This window comes from Halorussus limi, from assembly GCF_023238205.1.
Classification (GTDB): Archaea; Halobacteriota; Halobacteria; order Halobacteriales; family Haladaptataceae; genus Halorussus; species Halorussus limi.
In genome coordinates this window covers 1,640,992-1,653,698 of record NZ_CP096659.1, presented here as the reverse complement: position 1 = coordinate 1,653,698, position 12,707 = coordinate 1,640,992, and the positions used below count along the sequence as shown (strand labels likewise).

Below are 12,707 nucleotides of genomic sequence, written 5' to 3'. Positions count from 1 at the left end.
GTCCGCGCAGTCCGGTGGCGCTATCGCGACTGTCAACCGTTAAGCAGGCGAAATGCCTATCTTGCCATATCGACAGACGGTCAGTAATGGGTCACTGGTCGCGTTTCGTCTCCACGGTCGGTGGCGGACGCATTGTCGCCGGTCTGGGTGGACTGTACGTCGCGGTCGCCGTCGCTCGCGCGGGGTTCGTCGTCGCCACGGGAAGACCGATTCTCGCCGCCGTCGTCGATTTCGTTCTCGTCGGTGCTCCGGGAGCCGTGCTGTTGTACGGCGGGGTTCGACTCCCCCGAACCGACCTCGACACCGACACGTATCCGCGCGTCGTGACGTGGTGTCTCGCCGGATTCGTCGTCACGCTCGGGGTCATCGAACTCCTCAACCTCGAACCCGGCGTCACTATCGCCTACCCGCGCTGGTCGTTCACGCTCGGGGCGGCCATCGGGACCGCCGCCGGTTTCGGCATCGGCGTGAACGACGCCCGCGCCGTCACCCAGAGGCGGGAAGCAGAGCGACACAACCGGGAACTCCAGCGCCAGAACGGCCAGTTGGAGAACTTCGCCCGAATGGTCGCTCACGAACTCAAGAACCCGCTGACCATCGCGAAGATTTACCTCGGACCGGCCACGGACGGCGACGCGCAGGCGGTCGAGGAGGTCGAGACCGCGCTCGACCGCATCGAGGAGATGATAGAGGTCGTTCTGGTCACCGCACGCGGGGAGGACGCGACAATCCACGCCGAACCCGTCTCGCTCTCCGACGTCGCCGCGGAGACGTGGGATAGTCTCGACCTCCAGCACGCAAAACTCGTCGTCGAGACCGACCGGACGGTGATGGCCGACCCGATTCACCTCCGGCACCTGCTCGAAAACATGTTCGAGAACGCGGTCGAACACACCGGGTCGGCGGTGGAGATAACCGTCGGCCCGCTTCCCGACGGCTTCTACGTCGCGGACGACGGACCGGGCATCCCCGCCGAGGAGCGCGAGGCGGTGTTCGAGGCGGGCCACACCACGGACGCCGACGGCATCGGTCTCGGATTGACGTTCATCTCGCAACTGGTCGAGACGTACGGGTGGGACTGTACCCTCACCGAGAGCGACGCGGGTGGCGCGCGCTTCGAGTTCACGAACGTAGACTTCGTCACGACCGAGAAGCGGAACGTCCACTGACTCGGCGTAACCCCCGCCGAACCCTCCACAGAATCTGCCCGCCTCTCGGTCGCTCGTCGCGCTCTCGCCCGTCCGTCGCGCTCCGTTTCGTTCTCGGGTCGTCTCCGCGCCGCCCGTCGGGCCGTCGCTACGCCTTCTCGCCGGCGCGAATCTCCGCGTCGAGCCAGTTCTCCTCGGGCGGGAGCGGGCAGGCGAACGTCTCGCTGTAGGCGCAGAACGGCGAGTACGCGAGGTTGAAGTCCAGCACTATCTCGCTCCCGTCTTCGAGACCGCCCTCGGTCTCGAACTCCATGTACCGGCCGTCTCGGTAGGTCTGCTGGCCGGTCGTCTTGTCGCGGAACGGGACGAACAGGCCGTCGTCGTCTTCCTGCTGGCGGTAGCCCGCGAGTTCGTAGGAGTCGGCGTCGCTCCCGTCGCCGAGTTCGAAGCGGAGCGTAGCGACACGGAGGTATCGCTGGGCCGGGCCCGCGCTGACCTCCATCTCGACGGGGTCGGGGCGCTCGTGGACCTCGACGGTGGCGGTGACGCGGTAGTCGGGGTCGGGGTCGAAGTAGTCGAGGCTCTCGAAGTCGTCGCGCTCCTCGGGCGGAATCGGCGACTGGGGGTGGTCGGCGAAGAACTCGTCCTTCTCGGCGCGGTGAGACCGGAGTTGCTCGCGCCACTCCTCGGCGTCGAAGTCGTCTTCGGGCGTTGTCTCGGTCATGGCCGGGCGTAGTCGTTCGCGCCGGGTAACGCTTCTCATCGCCGGTGGTCGAGGTCGGTGGCCGGGTCGGAAGCGAGTCGGTCGGAGCGGCGGCCTCGCCGTCCGCCGAGAACGCGGGCCTTTTCCCGTCCTGTTCCCTACCAGCGGTATGAGCAAACGCGAGCAGTTCCTCGCCGGCGAGCGACCCGAGGACGTGGCGCTGTTCCTCTCGGACTCGTTCGTGGAGGGCGAGGGCGACGGACTGGCTAAGCACGGCGAACAGGTCGAGAGCGGCGTGATACTGGTGGTCGAGGGCGACCAGGGCCGGAGCGTGTTCAAGACCGCGACCGGCATGGACGCGATGGGGTTCGCCAAGCGGGCGATGGGCACCGAGGGCCGCATCGCGCGGGACCTCTCGGGCGGCGAGTGCCCCGAGTGCGACGGCGACGCGGAGTTCGTCTTCGCCTTCGCCGAGGAGCAAAACGAGGAGGTCGGCGGCGTCTACGGCGAGGGCGACGTGATTCACGCCTACTCGTACTGCGACTGCGGGACGGCGTACTCCGACAAGTGGGTCGCCGGCGAGGCCGAGTAGACGCAGACTGCTCTTCTGGCCGGCGTTCGGTTTCGAGGCCGAGGGGAACCAGTCGGGGGCGTTCGCCGGCCCAAGCCGTTTTGCCGCTCAGTATCGCAGGCCCGCCATGGACGACTACGAGCGCGTCCCCGTCGGGGACTGGTCCGACGTCACCGAACACCTCCGCGAACTCGCGGGGGACGGCGAGGCGTCCGAGAGCGACGAGGGCATCGAAATCACGGTGGGGAACGCGACCTTCCTCGTCACGAGGGACGGCCGCGTCTCGGCGGAGATGCCGCTCCACGACTTCGAGGACGGAGAGGTCGAGGTGCTCTACTTCGACCACGACCGCGGGGCCGTGCGCGTCGAGGACGGCGACCGCTCCTACGAGTTCCGAGCGCCGGCGTAACAGCGCCGCGGGACCCGCGTCGCAAGCGGTTTCACCCCGCAGTACCTCGGTCACGGCGATGAGTGACTTCGACGCCCGAGCGGACTCGGCGCGCCTCGACGCGGTGGCGGTCGGGAGCGCGGTCGAAGACCGAATCTACGGTCTGACCAACCTGCCGGAACCCGACGGCGGTGCGTTCGTCCGCGACGAGGCGACCGCGACGGGCGGGGTCGCGGCGAACGTCGCGGCCGCGCTCGCCGAACTGGGCCGGGAGACCGGCGTCGTCTCGCGCGTCGGCGACGACGAGGCGGCCGACCGGATTCTGGCCGACCTCCGCGAACGGGGCATCGACGCCCGGCGCGTCCGGCGGGGCGACCCCGGCGAGCGCACCACCTACTCGATGATTCTACGCGACCCCGACGGCGAGCGCATGATAGTCAACGGGGGCGAGGCCGTTCCGAACCTCCGCCTCTCCGCGGACGACCGCGACTACGTTCGGCGGGCCGGTCTCGCGTTCACCAGCGCGTACGCGCCCGACCCGGTGGTCTCAGACCTCGTGAACGCGAAGAAGCGCGGCGAGCGTTTCCCGCCGCTGGTCTTCGACCTCTCGGGCCCTCTCTCGGAACTGGAAGACCGGGCCACCCGGCCCGAGACGCTCGACGCGCTCCTGCCGGTCTGCGACTGCTTCGTCGCCAACGCGGTCTCCGCGCGGTCGTACCTCGGCGAAGGCCCCCGCGGCGCAATCGAGACGCTCCGCGAGCGAAGCGTCCGCCGGGCCGCGGTCACCCGCGGGACCGAGGGCGCGCTCCTGCTGACCGAGGACGACGAAATCCTCGAAATACCCGCGTTCGCCGTCGAGACCGCCGACACGACCGGCGCGGGCGACGCCTTTACCGCGGGCTTGCTCCACGAGTGGCTGCTCGGCGAGCGACCGCCGCGCGAGGCCGGGCGCTTCGCGGCGGCGGCCGCGGCGCTCAACTGCACCGCCGAGACCGCGAGGGGCGGCCTTCCGACCGAGTCGGAGGTCCGAGCCTTCCTCGACTCGCGGTAGCGAACCGGGCTACCGGACGCGCTCGACGGCCTCGACGACCGCCTCGACGCGTTCGACGGAGACCGGGTTCGTCGTCTCGCCGCCCTCCTTGAGCGCGGTGCCGACGATGGCTCCGTCCGCGACTTCGAGTATCTCGGCGGCGTTCTCGGCTGTCACGCCGCTCCCGACGAAGACGGGCGCGTCGAGTCCGGCCTCGTCGCGGGCCGACGCGACCGCCCGGAGGTGGTCGCCGCCGACCTCGTGGCCGGTTCCGGCGCCCGAGACGACGATTCCCTCGGCGAGGCCGCGCTCGACCGGTTCGGCGACCGCCTCGGCGTCGACCGGACGCTCGGCGAGCGCCGCGGAGTGTTTCACGTCCAAATCGGCGAGGACGGCGGCGTCCGAATCGAGGCGCTCGCGCAGGCGGACCGTCTCGTGTGCCCGACCCTCGATGACGCCTTGGTCGGTCACCCGCGCCCCGACGTGGACGTTCACGCGGACGAACGCCGCTCCGACCGCGGCCGCGACCGAGAGCGCGGCCTCGGCGTCGTTCCGGAGGACGTTGATTCCCATCGGGAGGTCGACCTCGTCTCGAATCTCGGCCGCGACCCGGGTCATCGACGCGACGACGTGCTTGGGCACGTCCTCGGGGTAGAACGGCGCGTCGCCGAAGTTTTCGAGCATCAGCGCGTCCACGCCCCCGGCTTCGAGCCGTCTGGCGTCCCGCAGGGCGGTCTCGCGGACCCGGTCGAAGTCCCCGGAGAACTTCGGCGCGCCCGGAAGCGCCGGGAGGTGGACCATGCCGACGAGCGGTTTCTCGGCGTCGGGGAGTCCCGCGGTCGTCATTCGTCGCTCTCGGACGGTTCGGTCTCGTCCGGTTCGGTCTCCTCGGGTTCGCCTTCGGCCGCCGCCGTCTCCGCCTCCACGTCACGGGCGACGTGCCAGAACGCCTCCAGAATCACCTGCTTGGCGACCGCGCCGCGGGTCGTCCAGTGGTGGGCGTAGTCGAGCATGTCGTCGTAGATACGGGGCTTGCATCCCGCGGCCTTCGGGTGGCCGCCGCCGTTGACCTGCCGGGCGACCTCGTGGGCGCGCTCGAAGTCGTCGGTGCCGCGAATCGAGGCGCTCCCCGAGGGCTTGACGACCACCGCGGCGTCGGTGCCCTGCTGGCGCAACTGCTCGGCGACCTCGTTCTGCGAACACCGGCCGTAGGTCACGCCGACGGTCCACGGGCCGACCTCCTCGATGTCGGCGCGGGCGACCGCCTTCTCGATGAGGGCGTCCTTCTCGACGCGCATCTCGGCGAGGAACTCCCGCACGTCCTCGGGGAGGTCCGCGCCGTGTTCGGCGACCGCCTCGATGTACTCCTCGGGGTCGGCCCAGTAGGAGAAGTCCGCGAGGTCGTCGCTGCGCTCGTCGTCGCGAATCCAGAGGTCGTGGTCGCGCGTGACCGCCGCGAGTTCCACGAGGTAGTCCGGGAAGTCGTAGTCGAGCGACCGGACAGCCACGTCGGCGGTACACTCCTCGTCGCTGTCGCCGACGACGAGTTCGACGCCCGCGTCGCGGACCGCCTCGGCCACGGGGTCGGTCCACTGGTGGTGGTCGAACCAGCGGACCTCGCCGGCCTGCTCGACCAGCGCCTCCAGCGACTCGCCGACCTCGTCGTAGCTGTCGGGACAGAGGTCACAGACGAAGATTTGCGCGCCGGGTTCGCTGTAGTCGGCGACTCGCTCCAGCGCCTCCTCCAAGTCGTGGGGTCCGGCGTCGATGAGCGCGGCCTCGCCGTAGACCTCACGAACGAGCGCGGTGCAGGCCAGACCGTCGGCGTCGGGGTCGGCCACGACCGCCACCTCCGCGCCGGTCAGGGCCGCCTCGGCCTCGGCCTCCTCCTTGGCCTCCTCGACCGAATCCGGGACGAAAAAGCCCTCGCCGGGCAGAATAGATTTTCGCTCTACGGAGAGATTGTCGTCGTCGATGACCCAGTCTTTCATACACTCCCGTCGGGGCGCGCCGGGGAAGAATCCTCGGTTGTCACGCGAGGGCGGAGAGAGCGAGCGTCGCCGGGTTACTCACCGTTCTCCAGTTGTCGGACGGTCAGCACGGGGACGGGACACGACCGGACGACGCGTTCGGCCACGCTCCCGATGAGAAAGCGGTTCTCGCCGTGGCGGCCCCGCGTGCCCGTCGCCACCACGTCGGCGTCTCGCTCGCGGGCGTACTCGGTAATCTCGGCGGCCGGGCGACCCTCGCGGACCGCGGTCGTCAACTCCCTGTCGGCGTGTTCGCGCACGGCCTCGAGCGCGTCCGACCCCTGCGACTCCAGCGCCTCGCGGAGTTCGTCGCGCAACTCCTCGGGCGAGGACTCGACTTCGCCGGTGTCCACGACGTAGAGCGCGTGGACCGAGGCGTCGAACCGCTCGGCGAGGTCGAGCGCGACCCGAACCGCGCGGGTGACGCTCTCGGACCCGTCCGTGGCGACGACGACGGTGTCTATCATGGCGAGACCTACTGTCGGACGCCTCTTAAACTTCGGTGGGTCGATTCCCGATACCGCGGGCGTCGCGCCAGCGCGCCCCCGGAGCAAGGGATGAGGATGGCTGTTACGGCCATTTTTGCGAGACACGAGTTAGGGCCCGTACGGCGTTCCGGGCCGAGTTTCGGGTGGAAAAGTGGAAAGGTATTTGCCCGCGGACGCACCACTTTCGCGTAATTGTGAGTGACTTACTGTCAATCTCGAATCTGCGGACGCAGTTCAACACCGAACGAGGTGTGGTCGAGGCGGTGGACGACTTCGACCTCACGATTCGGGAGGGCGAGACGGTCGGTCTCGTGGGCGAGTCGGGGTCCGGAAAGAGCGTCAGCGCGCTCTCGCTGATGCAACTCGTGGACGACCCCGGCCGAATCGTGGACGGCGAGGCGGCGTTCCGCCACGAGGAACTGACCGCAGACTTCGCCGAGCGATACCCGTCGGGCGTCGGCGAGTTCGTCTTCCCCGACGAGGGGTACGTGGACCTGCTGGCCGCGCCCGAGGACGCGATGCGCGAGATTCGGGGCGGGGAGATGAGCATGATTTTCCAAGACCCGATGACCTCGCTCAACCCCGCGCTGACCGTGGGCGAGCAGGTCGCCGAGAGCCTTCGCCTCCACCAGTACGGCGGCCGCCGGAAGGACTCGTGGTGGAACGCGGTCCGGGAAATCGCGCCGAGTCTCGGCGGGAAGGACATTGACGAGGAGATTCTACAGGACACCATCCACATGCTCGAAGAGGTCGGCATCCCCGAACCCACAGAGCGCGTCGAGGAGTACCCCCACGAGTTCTCGGGCGGGATGCGCCAGCGCGTCCTCATCGCCATCGCGCTGGCGTGTCAGCCGAAACTGCTGGTCGCCGACGAGCCGACCACCGCGCTCGACGTGACGATTCAGGCCCAGATTCTCGACCTCATCAACGACCTGCAGGACGAACTCGGCATGTCGGTCCTGTTCATCACCCACGACCTCGGCGTCGTCGCCGAGACTTGCGACCGCGTGGCCGTGATGTACGCGGGCGACATCGTGGAGGTCGGCCCCGTGGACGAAATCTTCCACAATCCGAGCCACCCCTACACCTACGCGCTGCTCGAATCCATCCCGCGGGAGGACAAACAGCGACTCACGCCCATCGAGGGCAACGTCCCCGACCTCATCGACATGCCCACTGGGTGCCACTTCGCCGACCGGTGCCCGTGGGAGCAACCCGAGTGCACCGAGGGCGAGATTCCGAACCTCCAGCACGGTCCCGAGGACGTTGACCACCGCGCGAAGTGCGTCCTCGAAGAGTTCGACAAGAGCCAGTACGGCGAGGAGTTCGAGAGCATCACGACCGGCGACCACGACGTGGGCGAGCGACTCCTCGAAGTCGACGGGATGAAGAAGCACTTCTCGCGGGCCGACGGCATGCTCGACGAGTGGCTCTCCGACGAGGTAGAGAGCGTCAAAGCCGTCGACGGCGTGAGCTTCGACATCTACGAGGGCGAGACGGTCGGCCTCGTCGGCGAGTCGGGGTGCGGGAAGTCGACCGCGGGCCGGACCCTACTCCACCTCGAAGACCCGACAGACGGCCGCATCGTCTTCCAAGGCACCGACCTCTCGGAACTGGACCGCGAGGAGTTGCGCGACAAGCGCAAGGACATGCAGATGATATTCCAGGACCCGCTGTCCAGCCTCGACCCCCGCATGACGGTGGGCCAGATAATCGCCGAACCCCTCAAAATCCACAGTCTGCCCGAGGAGAACCCCGAGGGTGACATGTCCAAGAAGCAACAGCGCCGTGACCGGGTCGCCGAACTGATGGAGGCGGTCGGTCTCGAACCGGGCCAGTACGACCGCTACCCCCACGAGATTTCGGGCGGCCAGCGCCAGCGGGTGGGCATCGCCCGCGCGCTGGCGGTCGACCCCGACTTCATCGTGGCCGACGAACCGGTGTCGGCGCTCGACGTGTCGGTGCAGGCCCAGATTCTCAACCTGCTGGAGGACTTGCAGGACGAGTTCGGTCTCACGTACCTCTTCATCGCCCACGACCTGAGCGTGGTCCGGCACATCGCCGACCGCATCGCGGTGATGTATCTGGGCGAAATCGTGGAGGTCGCCGACACCGACGAACTGTTCAGCGACCCGAAACACCCCTACACGCAGGCGCTGCTGTCGGCGATTCCGGAACCCGACCCGCGGGTCGACACCGACGACCGCGTCATCCTCGAAGGCGACGTGCCCTCGCCCATCGACCCGCCGTCGGGGTGTCACTTCCGGACGCGATGCCCCCAAATCATCCCGCCGGAGGGACTCGACGTCGAACAGGACGCCTACCGCCAGATAATGAACTACCGCGAGCGCGTCGAGAGTCGCGCCATCGACCTCGACGCGACGTGGGAGGAGGCCGCGGGCGGCGACGCCGCGCAGACCGAGACCGCCACGGCCGCGGACGGAGGACGCCCCGACGCCTCGCACGCGGCGTTCAAGGCGGTCCTCTGGGACCGCCTCTTCGACGCCGAACCCTCGGGGCGACCTCGGGAAATCGTCGCGGAGTCGTTCGACCACCTCGCGTCGGGCGACTGGGCGGCCGCCGAGTCGCTCCTCCGCGACCACTTCGAGAGCGTCTGCGAGCGCAAGGACCCGGTCTTACAGGACGAGGCCCACCCGGCGGCCTGCCACCTCTACGACCAACCCGACTCGACGTAGACCTCGCCGTCCGCTCTCCGGTTCTCCGTCGCCCGCCGATTTCGCCGCGCGAATCGATGCTTCCGGACTACTACGAGATTTGAACTAACTAAACCGACCGTCAATCCCCTCCCGTACGCTTTTATCCAAAATGATTGATTGATAGCGTTGGATGACTTCAAACGACACATCCGTTTCGAGGCGGAACTTGTTGAAGGCGGCCGGTGGGGCGGCGGCGTCGGCCTCGGTCGCGGGCTACGTCGACACCGGGAGCGCCGAGGACGCACAGCAACAGGGTGGTGGGACGCTCACGTACGCGCGCGGGAACGACTCGGGGACGCTCGACCCGCAGAACACGACCAGCGGCGAGGACGTGAAGGTCACGAACCAGATTTACGACCGACTCATCGAGTTCAAACCCGGCGAGTCCTCGCTGGTCGCGGGACTGGCGACCGAGTGGAACCTCCAAGGCCAGAAGGCCACCGTCACCATGCGGGAGGGCGTCACGTTCCACAACGGCAACGAGTGTACCGTCGACGACTTCATCGCCACCTATCGGCGGTTCACCGACTCTAACTACGAGTACTATCCGGGCGACGAGTACGTCTCGTCGTACGGGCCGTTCACGCTCGGCAACTGGATTAGCGGCATCCAGAAGAACGGCGATTACGAGATGACCATCCAGTTGGAGCAGCGATACGCGCCGTTTCTCCGGAACCTCGCGATGTTCGCCTCCAGCGTGCTGTCCGAGCAGGCAATACAGGAGCGGGGAACTGACCTCAGCACGAACCCGATGGGAACCGGTCCGTTCGTGTTCGAGAACTGGGACCAGGGCAACCAGCGCATCCGACTCTCGGCCAACCAGAACTACTGGGGGGAGGGACCGAACGTGAGCGAAGTCGTGTTCACCGCCATCGGGAGGAACACCACCCGCGCTCAGACGCTGGTGTCGGGCGGCGCGGACATCATCGACGGTCTCGGCGCGCAGTCGGCCCAAATCGTCGACCAATCACAGAACGCCGAGTTGCTGGAGAAACAGGGCATCAACATCGGCTATCTGGCGTTCAACATGGCGCGGGTCGAGGCGTTCCGGGACAAGCGGGTCCGACAGGCCATCAGCTACGCCATCAACACCGAGGCCATCGTCAACACCATCTTCCGGGGCATCGCGGTGCCGGCGAGTCAGCCTATCCCGTCGAACGTCTTCGGCTACAACGAGGAGTTGGACCCCTACCCGCACGACCCGCAGCGGGCCCAGCAGTTGCTGAACGAGGCGGGGTACGGCGACGGTTTCACGTTCGAGTTGGCGACGTTCCAGAACCCGCGGGCGTACAACCCGTCGCCGATTCAGGCGGCCCAGACCGTCAAGTCGAACCTCAACGAAGTCGGCATCACGGTCAACATCAACCAACAGCCGTTCAACCCCTTCCTGAACTACACCAGTTCCGGGAAGCACGACGCCTGTTTCCTCGGGTGGATGACCGACAACGCCGACCCGGACAACTTCTACTACGCGCTGTTGCACCCCGGCGTCTCGCAGGACAAAGTGCCGAACGGACAGGACTGGGTCAGTTGGGACACCGAGGGGTTCAACACGCTCGACGTAGCGGCGTGGGCGAACACCGAGTTCATGGACCTCACCGAACGGGCCCAGAAGACGTACAACCAGCAGGAGCGGGCCAACCTGTACAAGCAGGCGGCCCAGATAGCCCACGACGAGGCCCCGTGGGTGTTCATCGACCACGCGAAGGAACTCCGAGGCGTCGGCACGAACGTCCAGAACTTCGTGGTCGCGCCCATCGGCGGGCCGTTCCTCAAGCAGGTCAGCCTGTCGAACTGACCGACCTTCTTTTCGTTCGGCCGACGAAAAATGGACTCACCCCCGAGTAGTCGTTTTATTTTCACTTCATACAGGTTCGGCATATTTATGTGGGCGGTGTGAGCATGGTGGTGCATGGCGACAGATGACAGTCTCAAGCGGCGTAGTTTCCTGAAGGCGGCAGGCGGTGCGACGGCGGCGGCGACCCTCGCCGGGTGTACCGGCAACACCGGTGACGGTAACGGCACCACCACCGACACGACCGAGACGACCGAGGAGTCCGGTAGTTCGGGTACGACCCTCACCTACGCGCGGGGCGCCGACTCCAAGTCGCTCGACTTCCAGAACACCAAGAGCGGCGAGGACGCCAAGGTCACGAACCAGATTTACGACAGTCTCATCGAGTTCAAGCCGGGTAAGACCTCGCTCAAGGCCGGACTGGCGACCGACTGGAGCGTCGACGGCAAGTCGGTCAGTCTCACGCTCCGGAAGGGAGTCACGTTCCACAACGGCGACAAGTTCACCGCCGAGGACTTCGTGGCGACCTATCGTCGCTTCGTCGACAAGGAGTACGAACACTACCCCGGACAGGACTACGTCTCGTCGTACGGTCCCTACGCGCTCGGTGGCTGGATCGACAGCGTCGAGAAGACGGGCAAGCACGCGGTGGACATCACCCTCAAACAGCCGTACGCCCCGATTCTGAAGAATCTCGCGATGTTCTGCTCGAAGGTCCACTCGCTGAAGGCCATCAAGGAACACGGGACGGACCTCGCCAGTAAACCGGTCGGGACCGGTCCGTTCGAGTTCGACAACTGGGACACGAGCAACCAGCGCATCCGCCTCAAGAAGAACGACGACTACTGGGGCGACCAGAAGGCGCAGGTCGACGAAGTCGTGTTCACGGCGGTCACTTCGAACACCTCTCGTGCCCAGACGCTGCTCTCGGGCGGCGCGGACATCGTCGACGGTCTCGGCGCCCAGTCCTCGAAGCTCATCGACAACTCGGACAAGGCCGACCTCGCCTCCATTCCCGGCATCAACGTCGGCTACATGGCGTTCAACATGTGGCGAAAGGAGGCGTTCCGCAAGAAGAAGGTCCGGCAGGCCATCAGCTACGCCATCAACACCGAGGACCTCGTCAACACCATCTTCAAGGGCATCGCGTCGCAGGCCAGCCAACCCATCCCCGAGAGCGTGATGGGGTACAACCCCAACCTCGACCCGTACGGCCACAAGCCGGAGAAGGCCAAGAAGCTACTCGAAGAGGCGGGCGAGACCGGCCTCGAATTCGAACTCGCCATCATGAAGAACCCGCGGCCGTACATCCCGTCGCCGCGGCAGGCGGCCACGCTCGTCCAGTCGAACCTCGAGGAGATCGGCGTCACGGTCAACATCACGACGAAGCCGTGGAAGTCGTTCCTCTCGTACACCGACTCCTTCAAGCACGACGCCTGTTTCCTCGGATGGATGACCGACAACGGCGACCCGGACAACTTCTACTACGCGCTCCTTCACCCCCAGATCGACCGGAGCGAAGTCCCCGACGGACAGGACTGGGTCAACCCGAACGACTTCGACAACTTCAGCACGCTCGACACCGCCGCGTGGGCGAACACCGAGTTCATGAAGCTGACCGAAGAAGCCCAGCAGACCTACGAGACGAGCAAGCGCAAGTCCAAGTACCAGAAGGCCGGGAAAATCTTCCACGAGGAACAGCCGTGGGTCGCGCTCGACCACGCCAAGACGATGCGCGGCCTCCGCAAGGAAGTCGAGGGCTTCACCATCGCGCCCATCGGCGGCCCGTTCCTCAACCGAGTCTCGCTGAAGCAGTAGTCGCGGTCCGCCCCGCCGC

Annotated in this window: 11 protein-coding genes; 7 read left to right on the top strand and 4 right to left on the bottom strand. The window is 66.9% G+C overall.

The features are described 5' to 3' along the window. Positions 1-86 precede the first annotated feature (86 nt). Positions 87-1,169, top strand: coding sequence for an ATP-binding protein (locus tag M0R89_RS08470; RefSeq protein ID WP_248652114.1), 1,083 nt, complete (start codon positions 87-89; stop codon positions 1,167-1,169). A 127-nt stretch (positions 1,170-1,296) separates the two neighbouring features. On the opposite strand, the gene M0R89_RS08465 is transcribed toward M0R89_RS08470, so the two are convergent. Beyond that, positions 1,297-1,872, bottom strand: a complete 576-nt coding sequence (locus tag M0R89_RS08465) for a DUF1684 domain-containing protein (protein WP_248652113.1) — start codon at positions 1,870-1,872, stop codon at positions 1,297-1,299. A 148-nt stretch (positions 1,873-2,020) separates the two neighbouring features. Here M0R89_RS08465 and M0R89_RS08460 point away from each other — a divergent pair, with 148 nt between their 5' ends. From M0R89_RS08460 to M0R89_RS08450, 3 genes are all read left to right on the top strand, one after another. Further along, the gene (locus M0R89_RS08460) at positions 2,021-2,443 is read left to right on the top strand and encodes a DUF5807 family protein (RefSeq protein WP_248652112.1); all 423 of its coding nucleotides are present in this window, start codon (positions 2,021-2,023) and stop codon (positions 2,441-2,443) included. A gap of 106 nt (positions 2,444-2,549) precedes the next feature. Then, on the top strand, positions 2,550-2,831 hold the full coding sequence (locus M0R89_RS08455; RefSeq protein ID WP_248652111.1) for a hypothetical protein: 282 nt from the start codon (positions 2,550-2,552) through the stop codon (positions 2,829-2,831). Between the two features lie 58 nt (positions 2,832-2,889). Continuing rightward, positions 2,890-3,861, top strand: a complete 972-nt coding sequence (locus tag M0R89_RS08450) for a carbohydrate kinase family protein (protein ID WP_248652110.1) — start codon at positions 2,890-2,892, stop codon at positions 3,859-3,861. 9 nt (positions 3,862-3,870) lie between these two features. Here the strand turns inward: M0R89_RS08450 and M0R89_RS08445 are convergent, their stop codons facing one another. The 3 genes from M0R89_RS08445 to M0R89_RS08435 all read right to left on the bottom strand — a co-directional run bounded on the left by M0R89_RS08445 (position 3,871) and on the right by M0R89_RS08435 (position 6,337). Further along, positions 3,871-4,686 carry a BtpA/SgcQ family protein gene (locus M0R89_RS08445; RefSeq protein ID WP_248652109.1) on the bottom strand — a complete coding sequence of 272 codons (816 nt, stop codon included), beginning with the start codon at positions 4,684-4,686 and terminating at the stop codon, positions 3,871-3,873. Beyond that, complete coding sequence (locus tag M0R89_RS08440; RefSeq protein WP_248652108.1) at positions 4,683-5,831, bottom strand: DHH family phosphoesterase; 1,149 nt, start codon at positions 5,829-5,831, stop codon at positions 4,683-4,685. The genes M0R89_RS08445 and M0R89_RS08440 overlap by 4 nt, the downstream gene beginning before the upstream one ends. A gap of 74 nt (positions 5,832-5,905) precedes the next feature. After that, entirely contained in the window at positions 5,906-6,337 is a 432-nt protein-coding gene (locus M0R89_RS08435; protein ID WP_248652107.1) for a universal stress protein, read from the bottom strand. A 215-nt stretch (positions 6,338-6,552) separates the two neighbouring features. Here M0R89_RS08435 and M0R89_RS08430 point away from each other — a divergent pair, with 215 nt between their 5' ends. From M0R89_RS08430 to M0R89_RS08420, 3 genes are all read left to right on the top strand, one after another. Then, entirely contained in the window at positions 6,553-9,054 is a 2,502-nt protein-coding gene (locus M0R89_RS08430) for an ABC transporter ATP-binding protein (protein WP_248652106.1), read from the top strand. 151 nt (positions 9,055-9,205) lie between these two features. After that, the gene (locus M0R89_RS08425; RefSeq protein ID WP_248652105.1) at positions 9,206-10,873 is read left to right on the top strand and encodes an ABC transporter substrate-binding protein; all 1,668 of its coding nucleotides are present in this window, start codon (positions 9,206-9,208) and stop codon (positions 10,871-10,873) included. 114 nt (positions 10,874-10,987) lie between these two features. Continuing rightward, positions 10,988-12,688 (top strand): ABC transporter substrate-binding protein, encoded by a 1,701-nt coding sequence (locus M0R89_RS08420; RefSeq protein WP_248652104.1) that lies wholly within the window; start codon positions 10,988-10,990, stop codon positions 12,686-12,688. Positions 12,689-12,707 lie beyond the last annotated feature (19 nt).